Origin of the sequence: Bacillus cereus group sp. BfR-BA-01347, from assembly GCF_022663835.1 — a bacterium.
In the GTDB taxonomy this organism is placed as follows: Bacteria; Bacillota; Bacilli; order Bacillales; family Bacillaceae_G; genus Bacillus_A; species Bacillus_A thuringiensis_K.
Map to the genome: position 1 here is coordinate 221,834 of NZ_JAKUGG010000006.1, position 18,519 is coordinate 240,352.

Here is an 18,519-nt window from a genome sequence, read left to right on the forward strand (position 1 = left end):
GATACTGAATAGTTCGAATTCACAAAAACTGTTCAGTGAAAAATTCGCCTTAGTACTCTGTAATACTGAATATAAGTCAGACAGAATAGGGGGTAAAGGAGGATCAGAACATGGAAAATTTAACTGAAATGTTGAAAGGTTCACTGGAAGGGTGTGTGTTGGAAATCATTAGCCGCCGTGAAACGTATGGTTATGAGATTACTCGCCACTTGAATGATCTTGGGTTTACCGAAGTCGTGGAAGGAACGGTGTATACCATTCTCGTACGACTAGAGAAGAAAAAGCTTGTGAATATTGAAAAGAAACCATCAGATATGGGGCCGCCTCGTAAGTTTTATTCATTAAATGAAGCTGGTCGTCAGGAGCTTGAACTATTTTGGAGAAAATGGGATTTTGTATCGTCAAAAATTAACGTCTTGAAGTCAAACTAGCCTCATAATATAAAATGTTTCGGCTCATATTTGGAGAGTTTCTTGTTCTGCTTTATAAAAAGGAGGAAAATAACATGTTGGAAATATTCAAAAAATTAATCGGTGATAAAAAAGAGTACAGAATGATGATGGCACGTGTTGCAGCACTGCCAGAGGACTATCAGTTTGTGTTTAAGAAAATTCAAAACTATATGTGGAATTTTTCGACCGGAAACGGGATGGATATGCTGCACATTCAGTACGAATTAATCGATTTGTTTGAAGCCGGTGCAGCGGAAGGTAGACAAGTGCTAGATATTACTGGGGAAGATGTGGCATCTTTTGCTGACGAACTAGTGGCAAACGCTAAAACGTATGTCTCCAAATATCGTGAAGATTTGAATGAAAGTATTATGAAGAAATTGAGAAAAAAATAAATGCAATACGTAATACCGACTGATTAGCTGGTCATAAATGTGAACTACCGCCATCGCTATTCAGTTATATTTTTAACTCAGTACTAAGTGTTACAGAATATCGGTGGTACTAAATAGAGGGTATAGGTAATTTATTTTTGTAAGGGGGAAAAAGCATGAGCAATGCAGCGATTTCTGTAAAAGGATTAAAAAAAATTTTTAAAGACAAAGAAGTGTTAAAGGGAGTGGATTTTGATGTACAGCGTGGCGAAATTTTCGCACTGCTAGGCTCAAATGGAGCGGGAAAGACAACAACGGTCAACATCCTTTCGACGCTAATGAAGCAAGATGGCGGTGAGGTAAGCATTTGTGGATTTGATGTACAGCGCCAACCAGATCAAGTTCGTCAAAGTATCAGTTTGACAGGACAGTTTGCAGCTTTAGACGGCATGTTGACGGGGAAAGAAAACTTGATAATGATCGCTAAGTTACGTGGTGTTTCCAATCCCGTTCAAGTCGCTGACAATTTGCTTGAAAGATTTAGCCTGACTGATGCGGCAAACCAAAGGGCAGATCAGTATTCAGGCGGGATGAAGCGCCGGCTTGATATCGCGATGAGTTTGATAGGGGCGCCAGCAGTTATTTTTCTTGACGAACCAACGACTGGACTTGATCCTGAAGCGCGAATCGAAGTGTGGGATACAGTCAAGGAACTTGCCGGTAGCGGCACAGCGATCTTGCTTACGACCCAGTACTTGGAAGAAGCCGAACAACTAGCAGACCGTATCGCTATTTTGCATGGCGGAAAAATTATTACGACAGGTACTCTTACTGAACTGAAAGAGATGTTCCCACCGGCAAAAGTGGAGTATATCGAGAAGCAACCGACATTGGAAGAAATATTCCTTGCGATCATTGGCAAAAAGGAGGAGATGTAAATGAAAAGTAAAACAGGTGTATTATTAGGTCGTTTAATGCGTAACATTATGCGCAGCCCGGATACAATTATTACAGTAGCGATTACGCCGATTATGATGATGCTATTATTTGTTTACGTATTTGGCGGGGCTATAAAGACAGGAACAGATAACTACGTCAATTATTTATTGCCGGGAATTTTGCTAATGGCTATCGCATCCGGTGTAGCTTACACTTCTGTGCGACTCTTTACGGATGTAAAGAGTGGGCTGATGGCACGTTTCATTACGATGCCTATTAAGCGTTCATCGATATTGTGGGCTCATGTTTTAACCTCTCTTGTTGCTAATGTACTTACTATCGTGGTGGTTATTCTTGTTGCATTATTAATGGGTTTCCGTTCCAGTGCTAATATTCTAGAGTGGCTCGCGGTAGCTGGAATACTTGGGATGTTTACGCTGGCGCTAACATGGCTAGCTATCATTCCAGGATTGAAAGCGAAGTCTATGGAAGGGGCGACTGCTTACTCGTACCCGCTAGTTTTTCTTCCATTTATTAGTTCGGCCTTTGTGCCTACCGAAACGATGCCAAAAATTGTTCGTGCGTTTGCAGAGAATCAGCCTGTAACTTCAATCGTGAATGCGATTCGTGCTCTTTTATATGAAGGAACTGTGGGTAACGATATTTGGATTGCACTCGCTTGGTGCGTAGGTATAATGGTCATCTCTTACTTTTTCGCCAGTAAAGCATTTAAACGTCAGTTAGGGTAAGAAACGAGATAAACGAAACCTTCAGGAATAATATATATTTAGAAAAGCACGGGAGATTTTCCGTGCTTTTATTATTTATCATGCTCTCATTGTAGTAAATGAAATGGTATTTAAAAATAGGATAATTATCCAGTGATAAAGCTTAATATTTGAGGCTCACTGCTTATGGAATGTATAAGCACACTCGTTTTTGTAAATCTGCTAATACTTCATCGGGTATTTCTTTGATTTTAATATCCTTCCCTAGAAAAAGCAGCCAATTTATTATTTCCGTCACTTCATCGGGATTGTTAACATTGATAAAAGTTTTTAAAATGGCTGTGGATTGGTAAGGATTAGTATAAGATATTGCAATTTTTAAAGGATGGTATTTTTTGAACTGGGCAATTGCTGTCGGACCAAGTTCAAGTACAAGGTTAATTGCTTCAGCCTTCTTACTTAGTTTTTCTAAAATCTTTTTCTTATTGAGCCTTTTATTCGTCGTGTACGGTTCGATATTGATGAGAGCATCGACAGGAAACATTAACTTCTTTTCTTCTTTTAAGTCAAATCCTTCAATGATCCAATGGCTTTTTTCTTGATAAAGGTGTAATAGATAAATTGGATAAGACTTAATTTCTTCATCTTCTTTAATGGTAATCAATAAATGGTTATCCAAAAGAAGGATTTGAATGAGTTTTTCTAACATAGGATGGGGGAGATCAGAAAGCTCAAGTAGATCGGGATTATGAGGATTAGTTCCTTGGAACAGCAAGAGTTGATTTAAAAGAACGAGGTCATCTTGCTGGGTTTCTGAGATGAGTCCTAGTAGTTTTTCAGCTAAAGATTGACGACTTTTTAGATAGGGAAGTTGTTGATTCCTCGTAGCCATAAAGGCAATAAAAAGAGCTTTCACTTCATTATCAGTAAAGCGAACAACGGGCAGGATAGAATTATGCATAACAAAATATCCACCCGTTCTCCCAACTTCAGCGACAAGTGGCATTCCCATAGCTTCAATTTCTCTAATGTCTCTAATAGCTGTCGATCGTGATATGTTAAATTCTCGTATGATTTCAGAAATTGTAAAGTGGGAGCGGTTGTTGATATACCGCATAATTGTATTAATCCGTTCAACTTTTTTCATTTTGGTCTCCTAAACAGTATCATTTTTTGACATGGTTTAAAGATATTATAAACGTATCAGATGAAAAGATAAATCGTTTGATTAATAAAAAAAGAGGCAGGTTTTGTATATGAAAAATTATACTATAGAAGAAAAAGATAGCTTTATTGTGTTAGGTATTGGAACTGAAATTAAGAGTGAGTACACAGACTTTGCTGGAATAAATAAAGAAAAGGAAGACTTTTGGTCGGCTGTTAAAGAAGATGGAAGGCTGGACACTTTAAAAGCTTTAGCGACAAATGAATACATTTTTTCTGTGAGCGAAGCGGTGAATAACAAAATGATGTATTATGCGGGTGTCATGACAGAAGCACAAATAGAAGAAGAATCTAGAGTGATTCAGTTTCCGAGGGGAGAATACTTAGTAGTAAAAGGGGAAGACAAAACAGCTGAAGAGTTAAGTAATAAGTTGACTGGCATCGCCTTCGGTCAAGCTTTACCAGATGCAAATGAGTTTGCTTATGTTGGTGGACCAAATACGACGGTTGAGATGGGGAAAAGAAACGGCTTAGTGTTTGGTGAAATGTGGATTCCAGTTGTAAGGAAGTAAAGTGATAAAAGATACGAATATGGGAAGTAGAGGCTAACAATCTTGGATTGTTGGCCTTTTTAACATGAATATAATATTCATATGTTTATTGTATTTTTTGCGACAAGATTAAATAGCTTTTTTGTTACTTTACAATAAAGTATACTTAATATCAGTAATTCATATAATTAGGAGTGGTTTCTATATTTAGAGAAAATACAAAAAGGATACTTCTGTCATTAGTAACAAATCCAATACTAATAATTGTATACGGGATTTTTTGTTATGAGTTGGCCTTATACTGTAAGTACGGAAGAATGAATTATAATATTTACATTTTGTTATTATGTATAGTACTTTTTATATCCATAACTACATTTACTACAATGCGGGTGATAAAAAATAGAGAATATAAATCTAAAAAATTAACAAATTCAATAGCATGGAGATCCATTTCTATTATCGTTATTGTTGCAATTACATCATTTTATGGGATGCAGATTTATAAAAGTGCAATAAATTACAATGGCAAATTGGCATGGTTTATAGAAAAGTTAAAACATGAAAGGTCAGTTAAACTTAAACATAATAATATATATAAATCTGGAGTAGAAGGTATTTTTGAAGATATAAATAAAAAATATCCTTTGCCAAAGAAATTGTATATGGCAACTGATTTTGATCTTACGTTTCATTCAGATGGAACAATCACAGCGTTTGATACATTTGTTTATGGGAAAAATGTTGATGGGAAAGAAGAAACTTATTTAATCTCTTATAATAAGAAGAAATCAGAAGATATTACTATAATACGAGACGGATACGCAAAGCCTGATTATAATGATGATAAATTAGTAGAACCTTTAATTAAAACGGTTAAGGCGATCCCAGTTAAGCAAACGGTCAAAAAATGGAATGAAAGTAAGTATGGGTTGATTTATTATGGAAAAAGAAATTGGGGATCCAATACAGAGGGAATTATTAATATTACTGAGGATGGTAAGGAGCAGAGTCTTAAAGAAGCAGCTTCTGATATCATTGGATATACTGTATCTATATTTGTCCCTGGAAAAGAGAAAGAGCTAGTCCCTGCTAGATATAATTTAATAAGTGACGCAAGTTGGAGTAAATCAAAGACGCCTCCAAAAGAAGATAGGCTTAAAGAGAAGGAACAACAAGATTTAAAGAATGAAAAAGAACAGTTTTTCCTATCGAAAGAAGTTGGTTATAAACTAAATATGACAGATAAAGCATTAGGGAGCGCCTTTTATTCATTAAGCAAGACTAGTGATGAAGGGAAAACATGGGAGGTTATCAATCCAGACCCATTTAATGGGGGGATTGGTAGTGTATCAGGAATCACTTTTATAAATGATAAACTTGGGTTTTTAGGAGCAATCAGGCCTTCTGGTAATGAAGGAGAGTTATATCGTACAGATGATGGGGGAGTATCTTTCAAAAAGGTAGAATATCCGCCGCATGAAGTGAAATTAGATCATACACAGTCCACAATAAGTCCTTTTGATTCTCCTAGTATGCCATATGAGAAAGATGGGGTTTTTAATATGTTAGTTGGACAAGGGGCAGATGGAGACTACAATGGCGATAGTAGTGCACTTTATCAATCAAAAGATAACGGAGAGACATGGGAATTTGTAGAAGAAGTGAAAAAGAAATAACCAGAATGTCTTTTTGAAAAATAAGGTAACTACTCAGCTATACATTTCATTTAGAAATTTGGTAAGGAGTATAATTCCAGCCATGAAGATAAAAATGGACCTATACCTCGCTGCCTTTCTTTGTTTTATTTCTTATGCTTACTATCAACGCTATATTTATAGAAAGGTATTTTGGTGATATACAAAAGTGGATTCGAAATATTACATGTTGCTTTGCTTTATTCGTAGTAGTTTTAGTAGCTCTACGGATAGGTTACTTTTTAATCCAAAGATTTCCATTTTGTATGTATCACTTCTACCTCAATTTTAAGATCCAGAGAAGGGATTGCTGCTTTTTCAAGGTGAAGTTTTGGGGCTTACGCAAATCACTGTTAGCTTTATAGTTAACCTTGTAATTGTATGTACAGCAAGTAAAATTGCAAAATGGTTTGGCACACGCCCGACGTGGCTACGAGTACAGCGTTGGCTTATGGCAAGTGTTTTAACGGTGCTTGCTGTACGTCTTGCTTTTGAACGTCGACAGTAAGAGCCTCTTTACCTTCAGTTTCTATAATATAACCTAATAAATATTAATATAATTTATGTATAGTAGATATTAACCTTATAAAATAAGGGGGGAATATTATGACTGAGACAAATGAATCTTCAGGAGTCAATTTGAAAAAAGATATGAAGTTTTCTATTATAATTCCTGCACACAATGAAGAGAAGTACATTAGAAAATGTTTAGATTCAATTGCAAAGGCATCAGAGGCATATAAAGAGCAAACGGAAGTTATAGTTGTTTTAAATCGTTGTACAGATAAAACAGAGGAAATAGCAAAATCTTATAATTGTATTACATTGAAAAATAACGATAAAAACTTATCTAAAATTCGAAATGCAGGGGCTAAAATAGCCAGTGGAGAAATAATCGTTACTATAGACGCTGATACGATAATGACAGAGTCTATGTTGTCTAATGTAGATAAATATTTAGCTTCAGGTAAATACATTGGTGGTGGGGTGAATGGGAAGTTTGAAAGAATATCTTTAGGAATATTTCTCTCCGCAATGTTAATCATAATCCCTTTACTTTTTAAGTACGGAGCTATATCTGTAGGGATTTTTTGGTGCTATAGAAAAGACTTTATGGCAATCAATGGATTTAATGAAAACATGCTTATGGCAGAAGATGCAGATTTCGCAAAACGTTTAAAAGAGTGGGGAAAGAAAAATAATAAGAAATTCGGTACTATTAAAAATGGAATGATAACTTCATGCAGAAGATTTGATACATATGGAGACTGGACTTTATTTAAAAATCCAAAAGTAATTTTAGCTTATCTAAAAGGAAATGATAGAAAATACGCAGATAAGACATATTATGATAACCAAGAAAGATAAAAGTGGAGAAAAGCGGCAGAGGATAGCTAGTACTTTTTTTAGATATGATGAGAATCCAACTTAATTTAATAGATATTATAAGAAAACCATCAATTTGATTATCCTTTTTCAAATTGATGGTTTTTATTTTTGAAATAAATATGTATTTTTTTATAAAAATATTTTTTGACCCCCATAAAACTATGTATTCCTCCGAATATGTATAGTGAAGAAAATAAATAGAAGAAAAATGACTATGAAAGAATATAGAAGTATTAATAAAATTACTAGATTAAGTGGGCATCCAAAATAAAAGGATGAAATTACCAATGATATAGAGGAGAGTTATTCAAGAATTGCAGATAAAATAGAAAAAGAATAAGCAAAACGAACGGTAGAAAATAAGAAAGTAGATAAAAATACAAACTTAACTTTAGTGCTGAGAGAAAAGGAAAATCATTAAGAAAACGTTGGGAAAAGTTAGACTCGAAAAATATAATTAACAGCAAGAAAACAAGACCGAAGAAAAGTACCAAGAAAATCTGGTTAAATGGTCACTTGTGCAGTGGCCATTTTGCTATTTGAAGGAGGCTGGGAGATTACAAGTGTTGAGTTTAGTAATGAAGATCTTAAGAAAACCGAAAATAGAAGATATCGTATGTAACATACAAAACAACGAAGAAGATAAAGAAGCGTTTATCGTACAGTATCAGCCTTTTATTAGAAAATCAATTTCATCTGTCTGCCGCCGATATATTACAGAACAGGATGATGAATATAGCATTGGATTGTTTGCGTTTAACGAAGCAATTGAACAGTATTCATATACAAAAGGAAAATCCTTTTTAGCGTTTGCTGATCTTCTTATAAAAAGAGATGTAATTGACTATATACGTAAGGAGTCTAAACATAACTTTGTCTTTTTAAAAGAAGATGAGCAAGAGGAAATGTTAGAAATGAAAGTGTCGCTTACGGAGTATATGAAAGAGATGGAAAATAGTAACCGTAAGGAGGAAATTCTTCATTTTCAAAGTGTGCTAGCTGAGTTTAAAATCACATTCTCAGAGCTTGCTAAAGAATCTCCTAAGCATCGTGATACACGTGAGCACTTAATAGAAATTGTGAAAATTATTATAAAAGAAGAGGAAATGATGGAAGAGCTGTTCCGAAAGAAAAAGTTACCGCTTAAACATATTGAACCGCGTGTTAGGGTAAGTCGCAAAACATTGGAGCGTCATAGAAAATATATCATTGCAATGTGTATTATCTTTGCAAACAACTATACATACATTCTTGATTATATAAAGGGAGGGAAGCATGATGAATAAAGGAATTGTGATGGATATAAAAAAGCATAGCGTAGTTGTTTTAACACCAAATGGAGAGTTTATTACGTGTAAAAGAAAAGGGGATTCTTGCATAATCGGGGAAGAAATCTCATTTGATGAGCAAGAACAAAAAGCATCGTATTTTTCAATCCCTTCCTTTTTAAAGCCTGCATCAATACTTGTTGCTTGTTTTCTATTTGCAGTGCTGTTTTTCTACAACCAACCAGAAGAAAAAGTATTTGCTTACGTCTCAGTTGATATAAATCCAAGTTTAGAGGTGAGCGTAACAAAGGATTTTCGTGTTATAGATTTGCAGGCTTGTAATGATGATGGAAGGCGTATTTTAAAAGAATTGAAGCAATGGGAAAATAAACAATTGCAAGAAGTAATACGTACTATTATAAAGCAAAGTCAAGAGGATAAGTATTTAACGAATGATAAGCAAGTTATGCTAACAGCTGTTGCAAAGGACAAGGCACTAGAACCACTTTTGGAAAAGGCAATGAAAGAATTAAAGAAAGAATATGAGCTAAAACATATTACAGTTGAATATCAAAGTAGCACAATGCAAGTACGAGAGAATGCTAGAAAAGCTGGAATTGGCACAGGTGTCTATATAAAGCAAGAGAATGAGAAGAACAAATCGCTTACGCCTCCTGCCACGCCGTCTAATCCGGTGGAAAACGAAGAAGAGGTGCAATCGCAACCGGAGTCATCTCCTGATGCAACAATGGATTTGTCTCCCGTACAAGAAAAAAAGTATGAGAAGCAAGAGCATAAAGAACAAAAGAAAACAGAGGAACAGCCATCGAAGCAAATAAAAGAAAACAATGGAAGAGGATCTCAGCAAGAAAATAGAAGGAATCAACAGGAGAATAACAGTAGAGAAGCTCAACAAGGAAATAATGGGAATGAGCAAGGAAACAACGGAAGAGGACCTCAACAAGGAAATAATGGGAATGAGCAAGGAAACAACGGAAGAGGACCTCAACAAGGGAATAATGGGAATGAGCAAGGAAACAACGGAAGAGGACCTCAACAAGGAAATAATGGGAATGAGCAAGGGTACAACGGAAGAGGACCTCAACAAGGAAATAATGAGAATGAGCAAGGGAACAATGGAAGGGGATCTCAACAAGAGAATAGGGGCCACCAACAAGGCAATGAAAAAAAGAATCAATAGAATATGGAAGTGAGAGATTCAATTTAAAGCTAAAAGGATTTATCTCGCTATTGTGGGCAGTAAAACTCCCATCTCAAAATTTAGCTAAGGCAAAGAAGTTAGATGGGAGTTGGGCTGCTTATAAATGTTAGATTGGTGAGGCTAATTAAAGTTTCACTTTATTATTCTATAGTTCTATTAAGAAGGAGTATGTGAAAAATATAATGGAGAAAAACATTCAACAAGAGAAAGATAAAGAAAAACCTGTTTTTTATGATCCGAAAGGAAGGAGAAACATAGCCTTTATTTGGTTTCTATGTATCTCAATAGTTAGTGTAGGTGTTGTATTTTATTTTTTCTTTCAAAGTATTTTTTCAACACCAGAAATTCCAAACATGAATCCTACTGTAAAACAAGATACGAAACTTGTACCAATTAATCAAAAACTTAGTGAGGAGCAGTTAAAGAAGGAAGAATTCAAGCCAAATACCGAAATGAAGGATAATAAAAATTTGGTGAATTCGACAAACGATAGTAAACAACGTAAAGAAGTGTATGGTTTTTATGTAAACTGGGATGAAAATAGTACAGCGTCTTTAAAAGAAAATATCAATTCATTAACCACGTTAGTACCAGAATGGTATCATTTAAAAGAAGATTTAACGATTAGAAGTGAGATAAAACCTGAGATTGTAAAACTAGCAAAAAAAAATCATGTGAAAATTATGCCGTTACTTACTAACTATACAGAAAAAGCTTCTGGCCCTGATAGTGATCTTATCCATAAGTTACTGAATTCGCCGAATGATGTGAAGACGAAATTTATTAATGATTTAGTAAGCGAAGTTAAAAAGAGTCAGTTTTCAGGTATTAATATTGACTTTGAGGCCGTACCTGAAAGTGATAGAGAAAACTTAACAAATTTTATGAAAGAACTTACTACGGTCTTTCATAAACATGATTTGCTCGTTACACAAGATGTTCCAGCTAATGATAAGGCTTTTGATTATGGTGCATTAGCAAAAATAATAGATCGTATGATTGTAATGATGTACGATGAGCACTATGGAGCGGGGGAACCAGGACCAATTGCTTCAAATAAGTGGTTCCAACATACATTGAATGAACTGAATATTCCGTCTAATAAACTTATAGTTGCTTTCGGTAACTACGGATATGATTGGGAAATAAATAGTAAAAAACCTGCGAAGTCTTTAACTTTTTCAGAAGTTATGACAATGGCGAATGATTCCAATATGAAAATTCAATGGGATAACATGAGTGGAAATCCTTATTTTAGATATAAAACAGGAGAGAAAGAACATACTGCTTGGTTCTTAGACAGTGTTACTCTCTATAATCAAGTGAAAATCGCAATGGACAACAATGCAAAGGGGTTTGCGTTATGGAGATTAGGAGCAGAAGATCCTACAATATGGAAAGTTTTAAAAAATCCGATTGAGGCACAAAAAAATCCTGATGTATTACATAAAATCACTAGTTTAGATGAAGTGAATTATTCTGGACAAGGTGAAATTTTACAGATTGAGAATGAAAAGCAAAATGGATTGAGAGATTTTAAAGTAGGCAAAGATGGTTATCTTACAGATGAAGTATATCAATCTTTACCATCTGCATACGAAGTGCAACGATATGGAAAACCGAAAGGGAAACAAGTAGTATTAACATTTGATGATGGACCAGACCCGAAATATACGCCAGAAATTTTAGATATATTAAAAGAGAATAAAATAAAAGCTGCTTTTTTTGTCCTTGGTGAAAACGCACAACTAAATCCTAGTATTGTAAAAAGAATATACGATGAAGGGCATGAAATTGGCAATCATACTTTCAAGCATCCTAACGTAGCTGATACGTCTTTACTACGAACAAAAGTAGAACTTAATACGACGCAACGTCTGATCCAGGAAATAACTGGGCATTCTACAGTTTTGTTTAGGCCACCATACGAAGCGGATGCTAACCCGGATTCCTCAAATGAAATAGTGCCTATTTTACGGGCACAAAATATGAACTATACAATGGTAGCAGAAAAAGTGGATCCTGAGGACTGGGCAACACCATCAACTAATGAATTAGTAAAGCGTGCTCTTAATCCCGTTTATAAGGGAGAGGGAAATATTATTCTTCTCCATGATGCGGGAGGGAATCGTACCCATACGGTAGAGGCGTTGCCGATCATTATTAAAGAGCTTAAAAAGCATGGATATAGTTTTGTAACAATTTCAGATTTAATGAATAAAGAACGAGATGAAATTATGCCCCCAGTTTCTTCTGAGGGTGAGCAATATTTACTTTACAATAAAGCTGTCTTTTCAGGGGCGGGATACTTTAAACATATATTAACAACTATTTTTTATATTGCTATTGGATTAGGGATTTTTCGATTCTTATTCTTAATTTATTTTGCATGGAAGCAAAAAAGAAAAACGTTATCTCGCTCTATTAATTCGTCCTACCAACCTTTTGTTAGTGTTGTCATAGCAGCATATAATGAAGAAAAGGTGATAGCTAAGACAATTCGCTCAATTTTGGATAGTAAGTATGGAGAATTTGAAGTTATTGTTGTGGATGACGGATCGACAGATGGTACGTCAAAAGTAATGCAAGAAACATTTTATAAACACCCTAAAGTTCGTTTCATTCAGAAAGAAAACGGCGGGAAATCATCGGCAATGAACCTAGGGTTTCAACAATCTCGAGGAGAGATTATTGTCACATTAGATGCGGATACTATTATTGCGCAAGACGCTATTTCTCTCATGATTAGACACTTTGAAAATCAGAATGTAGCGGCAGTTTCAGGTAATGTCAAAGTGGGAAATAGACGAAACTTGTTAACTACTTGGCAACATGTTGAGTATATTACCGGGTTTAATTTAGAACGTAGAGCTTTTGATGAGTTAAATTGTATTACAGTAGTTCCAGGAGCTATTGGAGCATGGCGTAAAAAAAATGTAGTTGAATCTGGATATTTAAGTGAGGATACGTTAGCAGAAGATACGGATCTTACTATTACATTTTTACGTCAAGGATATAAAATTGTATATGAAGAAAAGGCCTATGCTTTTACGGAATCACCTGAAGATGTGAAAAGTCTAATTAAACAGCGATATCGTTGGTCATATGGTACACTCCAATGTCTTTGGAAACATCGAAAAGCAGTGTTTCATACAAAACATAAAACGTTAGGATTTATTGCATTGCCTAACATGTGGTTATTCCAATATGTTCTGCAATTCATTGCTCCTTTTGCAGATATTTTAATGATTATGGGGCTGTTTGGTAGCAATCCGCTAAAAGTGTTAGGGTTTTATCTTATATTCTTTTTATTAGACCTTTTTGCATCTCTGTTTGCATTTAAATTAGAGAAAGAGGACCCTAAACCGTTAGTGTGGTTAATTTTACAACGCTTTATTTATCGTCAATTTATGACTTATGTTGTCATTAAATCTATATTCTCATCTATTCGAGGCGTAGCGGTAGGATGGAATAAACTAAAGAGAATGGGGAGTGTTAAACATTCCACGGAACATAAGGAGGCATCATAAGAGAGCAGACTATCTGCTCTTTTTTTCATTGATTTTAGTTAGTTGAATGTAGAGTTGTAGCATAAAAACTGCTGCTTCTATAACGAGATTCCTATTCATCATTAATAGTGAGACATTATGTTAAGCTAATCTTTTAGTTTCGGATTAAAGTTTTTTTATATTTTTTTAAAATGACGGACACAAAAACGCATATACCTTCGAATTATATATATGGATAACATAAATATGTATATAAAAGGGGAGAAATAAGATGAAAGAAAAAAAAGAAATGTTTCAAGAAATCGCTGAGGTGTTAAAGGTATTGGCGCATCCAGTTCGTCTATCTTTAGTAAAAATAATGCTTGCAAAAGGTCCTACTAATGTAACAACAATGTATGGGGATTTGGAAATGCCTCAAAGTACAATTAGTCAACATTTATCTAAACTAAAAGCTGCTAAAATGGTTACAGGTACTCGGAAAGGATTAGAAATTTATTATGAGGTAACTGACAATCGCACAAAATCAATATTAGCATGTTTAGTTTAAATGCTGATTTCTAGACGTCAAAATTAAGAAGAGGATAGGAAAGCAATTCTATGGAGAGAATTTTTAAGGTTTTTACACAAGTGAAGATCTGAAGTAAAGTTCCTTAATAAATAAAATAATTGTTTGAAAATATGGTATAAAACGGAATTTTTATACCATATTTTTTAATATCTGTAATAAAAGGAAGAATGTTTTGGTTTCAATTTATACGCTATCTTTATAAATTTTGATTACCTTAAACGTTTGACAAACTAGCAATAGGTCTGGAGTCAAAGTAAGTCCACACAGGCTTAATTCCTAAGTGGAAAGATCAACATGCTCAATATGCAAAAAAATATAACTTAAATCCTCTGCATCCTAGATTTTGCAAAATTACTTGTTACCTTATTTATTAAAAAAATCAATTAAGGAACTATTTAGTGAAAATAAATTGTTCAGTTAAAGGTGTATTTTATAGAATGTAAGAAAAGGTCTCAATTTCAGTAGACACGTGGATTCGCATACTGATAGAATAAGCGAAAATATAATAAAGGTGGAATGGATTTGAGAAAAAGGTTAGGATGCTTACATGCCCATTATTCAAATATAGAATATATAGAAAAGGCACTTACCTCATTTAACATTGAATTAATCCATTTTGTTGACCCGGCATTAATGTATCAGGTTACATCCAATGAAAAATTTCAAGAATCAGATGCTCAATTTAAAGTTAAAGAGCAAATAGAATGGATTGCTCAATGTAATGTTGATGCTATCCTTATTACTTGTACAAATTATATTGCAATTTTACATGAAGACCAAGACTTAATATCAGTGCCAATTATTAAAATTGATGAACCTTTCTTTGATTACATATGCAATATACAGCAACCTCAGACAATTGTTTTTACAAATCCTGCAACTGTTGAAGGCACAGTAGAACGTCTTAAACATCATGCTAATAGCCTTCAAAAATCTTTAGATTTAGAGGTTGTTGTCATAAATAGTGTTTTTGAATTGATAATGAAAGGATTAAAAAAAGAATACAACCAAGAAGTTACAAAGTTCTTAAATCAAATCATTAAAGATGAAAAGAAATTTATCTCTGTTGCTCAATTATCTATGGTTGATGCATCTAAGCAAGTTGAGTATAAAACATCTAAGACTATTATTACTCCATTGAATACATTGGTATCTTACATTGTTAATAAATTAAAATTAGAGAAGAAAAATTAGTGGTAGAAGACAGAGGATTTGGAATTATATATGGCTTTCTATCAATTTTCCTTGGGTTAGGTACTGTTATCCTACATAATGTTTGGACACTTAATTGGCAGGGACTCATTACACTTATTGCATGGCTCGCACTATTAAAAGGGATTTATGTAATTGCATATCCTGAACCATCCAAGAAAACCGATTTCGAAGTAAGGGTACTATCTACTCGTATAGTGCTTGCTATCCTTTGTGCTTTATCTTTATGGATGCTTATCATACTTTATATGAAATAGAGAAAAATATTTTTGATTATGAGAGTATGTAGGTGGGAGTTTTTTGTAGTACATCAGAGCGGAATTTTATAGTTAACTGTAAGTTTAATATTTTTCCCTTGTGGACATGTTTTTATAAATAGTGAGATGGGCAAAACGAAAAGAATCCTAAATAAATAGGATTCTTTTCGTTTTATAAAAGTGAATTTATATTGTATCACTAATACGGTTGATAATCGTTTTTCAGGAATATTCCCAGTTATCTATCTTGGTATACTCAATGTCGGCAATGTGACCATCTGGTCGAATCAAAATGGTATCTATATTTTTTAACTCAGAATCTTGTATTTCTCCTACAACTACCTTTATGTGCGAATCAATATTCATTTTATTTATCTTATCTATATAAGAAGGGTGTATTAATAAAATAAAGTTACCATCTTTCATTAATTCAAAGAGTTTATAACTTTTCTTATTTAGAGAAGAAATAGTGAGATTTGTACATCTTTTTCCTATCAATGGATGTCTTTCTGTATCGTGCATCGATGAATACATTACCCCTAACCCACTTACTCTTTCAGATAAATCGTGATTTATCTCGGGATATGTAAGTAAGTGCGAAAATAAATCCCTTAATTCCATTCCTGCGTTTGAAAAGTTTATCATTAATTGTTCTTGCGCTTGTACTTCCTTGAAAAATTGTTTTCCCACAGCATGTCTTTCAATATGATAACTTTCTAATAGACTTTCATATTTTTTTTGTTTTATTGCGAGCCCAAATTTCCAGCCTATATTAAAAGCATCTTGTAGACCTACATTCAAACCTTGTCCTCCAGCAGGGAAATGAATATGTGCTGCATCCCCTGCTAAGAATACACGCTTATGTTGATAAGTATTTGCTAGTTTGGTTGCATTGCCAAAACGAGAAAGCCATATTGTGCTCTTAATTTGAAGATGTTCACCTGTAATACTATAAATACTATCTATAAACTCTTTTTCTGTAACAGCAACATGAACGGGTATTGTCTGATTCTTAGGATCAACAATTGCAAAACGAAATACATCAGGTGTAATAGGTACCATCATTAATATCCCATTTATATTAGAAGTAGATAAAAATGGAGTATCTGGTATATTTTCTAAAATAACATCACCTAATATAGCAGTAGTTGTTGTGTTTGTTCCATTAAACGGTATATTTGATAATTCACGAACTTTACTTCTTGCTCCATCAGCTCCTATTACATATGGAACTTCTATTTTATATATTGTTTCTCTTTGTTCTATTTCTAGTTGTACGAATGTTTCATATTGTTTTAAGTCTTTCAGAGTATGCCCACGTTTAATGACTACACCTAATTCTAATGCACGTTCTTCTAATATTTCTTCTGTAATAGATTGGGGAATAAAAAGTGTATACGGAAAATCAGTATTTAAATTTTTAAAGTTTAATCTTGTATCTAAGGCAGCAAAATGACTTGTATTTAATTTCTTGCCTCTAGCTAAAAATCGATCTGCAATACCTCTCATAGCCATCAATTCTAAGGAGCGGGGGTGTAGTGTGAGTGCTCTAGAATTTCGTACCCGGTCTAATCTTCTCTCTAAAACAACAACTTTTACGCCTTGAATAGCTAATTCACATGCTGCCATAAGCCCAACTGGACCACCACCAACTACCGCTACATCATAATAATTGTCCATATCATGCCCTCCATTTATTTAATTGTTTAAGAGCTAATGTGAAAAATTGTAAATAGATTTATAAATGCTATCTATTGTACATATATAATTATACTTCATTTTAGTTTCCTTGGAAACTAAAATGAAGTTCCTAGGAGAAGTCTACATAGTTGTAGTTAAAGCTATATAGCGTGTCTGCAGCAGTAGCCATTGGGTAGCATTGATATGTAATGGCGTTTGCATTAAAGGCTGTAGCTTCTTATGCTTGTGCTATTTTTACTAAAAATGCTACTGCTATAGTTCCATGTGGGAGTTGTAAAGGTCTTTCCGCTATTCGTAGTTTTAATGAGGTAGTAGTGGTTTTAACTCGACTTCAAATAATTCGCTTTCCATTTCATTAAGTGCATACATTGATACAGGATGTGGAGAGGTATTAGATAAGATTTGTGATGAAAGAAGTTCTCCTGATGATGAGTAAAATGTAACAAACACTTGTGAAAATGGAGGGACCATAATGATTACACGGTCAGTTTTTTGTAACGTATTAACCAACTCCAAAATAATATAGTTTTATAAAAAATAATAGATAAATATAAAGATATTATTATGGGTACTTTTCTGATAGTGAATTAAGAAAATTAATAAACTCTTTATTTTATTGTAAATAATTTAAGAGCACACAAATATGCGCGCTCTTAGAGTAGAAAGGTAGTTTTCTATGAGTAGGGAGTCCCCATATAATAAAATATGCTTGTACAATTCAAATGTGAGAAGTTTTTTATAAAAATGCTATTTGGTAAGTCTATGTGAAAAATCAGCTTGTACAGGAATTCTTTGCAAAGTATTTTGTGTGCAGTCATGATTATTAAAGTTGATGAGAACTGTTATTCGACTAATAAAACCACATCTCAAATTGTTGACTATATGTCTAACAACTAGGATGCGGTTCAATTAATAAAAAATGTCCGAGTAAAATATAAGGTGAAAAGTATAGGATACTTTTGTTATAAAGATATAGATGAATGTTATTGTTTTTTACTTCTGAAAGATTTGGGGTTCTAAATTACGAGTTGTTGGAGTCCCTCTAATATAAAATTTCAGTAGAAATATTGAACTACTAATATGAATGTAGAATATTTAATAAAGACGGTAATGTTTTTTTAGTCATGTAATCTTTTCATTTGATGATCTTTCCCCCATTCACATAATTCATCCATAATTTGCATTAAAGATTTTCCGTATTCACTTAGTGTGTACTCAACCTTTGGTGGAACTTCTTGATATGCAGTACGATGGATAATACCATCAGCTTCAAGTTGCCGAAGTTGTTGTGTAAGAACTTTTTGCGTAATGTTTGGAATTTCTCGTCGGATTTCATTTGTTCGCATTTTTCCATCTATTAAGACACATAAAATATGAACTTTCCATTTTCCACCGATTACATCGAGTGTAGTTGCAATTGGGCAGTCATCATTTTGATTCATATAACACCTCCACAGGTACTTTAAGGTTCCTATAGCACTTTAAAGT

15 protein-coding genes and 3 pseudogenes are annotated in these 18,519 nt (G+C 33.9%); 15 read left to right on the forward strand and 3 right to left on the reverse strand.

The window, feature by feature from the left end; translation table 11 throughout:
• The first annotated feature begins 110 nt into the window (after positions 1 to 110).
• The 4 genes from MR143_RS12630 to MR143_RS12645 all read left to right on the forward strand — a co-directional run bounded on the left by MR143_RS12630 (position 111) and on the right by MR143_RS12645 (position 2,514).
• A complete protein-coding gene (locus MR143_RS12630) occupies positions 111 to 431 on the forward strand; it encodes a PadR family transcriptional regulator (RefSeq protein ID WP_000429484.1) in 321 nt (106 codons plus the stop codon).
• Positions 432 to 505: 74 nt separating this feature from the next.
• The gene (locus MR143_RS12635) at positions 506 to 847 is read left to right on the forward strand and encodes a DUF1048 domain-containing protein (protein WP_000889650.1); all 342 of its coding nucleotides are present in this window, start codon (positions 506 to 508) and stop codon (positions 845 to 847) included.
• Between the two features lie 155 nt (positions 848 to 1,002).
• Positions 1,003 to 1,764, forward strand: a complete 762-nt coding sequence (locus MR143_RS12640) for an ABC transporter ATP-binding protein (protein ID WP_199717903.1) — start codon at positions 1,003 to 1,005, stop codon at positions 1,762 to 1,764.
• Positions 1,765 to 2,514 carry an ABC transporter permease gene (locus MR143_RS12645; protein ID WP_000837801.1) on the forward strand — a complete coding sequence of 250 codons (750 nt, stop codon included), beginning with the start codon at positions 1,765 to 1,767 and terminating at the stop codon, positions 2,512 to 2,514.
• A 163-nt stretch (positions 2,515 to 2,677) separates the two neighbouring features.
• On the opposite strand, the gene MR143_RS12650 is transcribed toward MR143_RS12645, so the two are convergent.
• Positions 2,678 to 3,640 carry a helix-turn-helix transcriptional regulator gene (locus MR143_RS12650; RefSeq protein ID WP_000755056.1) on the reverse strand — a complete coding sequence of 321 codons (963 nt, stop codon included), beginning with the start codon at positions 3,638 to 3,640 and terminating at the stop codon, positions 2,678 to 2,680.
• 109 nt (positions 3,641 to 3,749) lie between these two features.
• Here MR143_RS12650 and MR143_RS12655 point away from each other — a divergent pair, with 109 nt between their 5' ends.
• The 11 genes and pseudogenes from MR143_RS12655 to MR143_RS12705 form a co-directional block, all read left to right on the forward strand.
• Positions 3,750 to 4,229 carry a GyrI-like domain-containing protein gene (locus MR143_RS12655; protein ID WP_000801038.1) on the forward strand — a complete coding sequence of 160 codons (480 nt, stop codon included), beginning with the start codon at positions 3,750 to 3,752 and terminating at the stop codon, positions 4,227 to 4,229.
• Positions 4,230 to 4,402: 173 nt separating this feature from the next.
• The gene (locus MR143_RS12660) at positions 4,403 to 5,887 is read left to right on the forward strand and encodes a WD40/YVTN/BNR-like repeat-containing protein (RefSeq protein ID WP_074593070.1); all 1,485 of its coding nucleotides are present in this window, start codon (positions 4,403 to 4,405) and stop codon (positions 5,885 to 5,887) included.
• Between the two features lie 107 nt (positions 5,888 to 5,994).
• Positions 5,995 to 6,147, forward strand: a pseudogene (locus tag MR143_RS12665) (DUF3963 domain-containing protein); the annotation flags it as partial.
• Positions 6,144 to 6,413, forward strand: a pseudogene (locus tag MR143_RS12670) (LysE family translocator); the annotation flags it as partial. The pseudogenes MR143_RS12665 and MR143_RS12670, both read left to right, overlap by 4 nt.
• Positions 6,414 to 6,511: 98 nt before the next feature.
• Positions 6,512 to 7,273, forward strand: coding sequence for a glycosyltransferase family 2 protein (locus MR143_RS12675; RefSeq protein ID WP_000141001.1), 762 nt, complete (start codon positions 6,512 to 6,514; stop codon positions 7,271 to 7,273).
• 584 nt (positions 7,274 to 7,857) lie between these two features.
• Positions 7,858 to 8,580, forward strand: a complete 723-nt coding sequence (sigI, locus tag MR143_RS12680) for an RNA polymerase sigma factor SigI (RefSeq protein ID WP_199717904.1) — start codon at positions 7,858 to 7,860, stop codon at positions 8,578 to 8,580.
• Positions 8,570 to 9,763 carry an anti-sigma factor domain-containing protein gene (locus MR143_RS12685; protein WP_199717905.1) on the forward strand — a complete coding sequence of 398 codons (1,194 nt, stop codon included), beginning with the start codon at positions 8,570 to 8,572 and terminating at the stop codon, positions 9,761 to 9,763. The genes sigI and MR143_RS12685 overlap by 11 nt, the downstream gene beginning before the upstream one ends.
• Before the next feature lie 203 nt (positions 9,764 to 9,966).
• Complete coding sequence (locus tag MR143_RS12690; protein WP_199717911.1) at positions 9,967 to 13,314, forward strand: trifunctional glycoside hydrolase family 18/polysaccharide deacetylase/glycosyltransferase family 2 protein; 3,348 nt, start codon at positions 9,967 to 9,969, stop codon at positions 13,312 to 13,314.
• A gap of 250 nt (positions 13,315 to 13,564) precedes the next feature.
• Positions 13,565 to 13,840 (forward strand): ArsR/SmtB family transcription factor, encoded by a 276-nt coding sequence (locus MR143_RS12695; RefSeq protein ID WP_000660065.1) that lies wholly within the window; start codon positions 13,565 to 13,567, stop codon positions 13,838 to 13,840.
• A gap of 537 nt (positions 13,841 to 14,377) precedes the next feature.
• Positions 14,378 to 15,055: a hypothetical protein gene (locus MR143_RS12700; protein WP_199717906.1), complete on the forward strand. Its 678-nt coding sequence runs from the start codon at positions 14,378 to 14,380 to the stop codon at positions 15,053 to 15,055.
• Positions 15,046 to 15,330 (forward strand): annotated as a pseudogene (locus MR143_RS12705) (hypothetical protein); the annotation flags it as partial. The gene MR143_RS12700 and the pseudogene MR143_RS12705, both read left to right, overlap by 10 nt.
• Positions 15,331 to 15,552: 222 nt before the next feature.
• On the opposite strand, the gene MR143_RS12710 reads toward MR143_RS12705, so the two are convergent.
• Both MR143_RS12710 and MR143_RS12715 read right to left on the reverse strand, forming a co-directional pair.
• Complete coding sequence (locus MR143_RS12710) at positions 15,553 to 17,010, reverse strand: FAD-dependent oxidoreductase (RefSeq protein WP_199717907.1); 1,458 nt, start codon at positions 17,008 to 17,010, stop codon at positions 15,553 to 15,555.
• Between the two features lie 1,139 nt (positions 17,011 to 18,149).
• Complete coding sequence (locus MR143_RS12715) at positions 18,150 to 18,473, reverse strand: winged helix-turn-helix transcriptional regulator (RefSeq protein WP_001072961.1); 324 nt, start codon at positions 18,471 to 18,473, stop codon at positions 18,150 to 18,152.
• Positions 18,474 to 18,519: the final 46 nt, after the last annotated feature.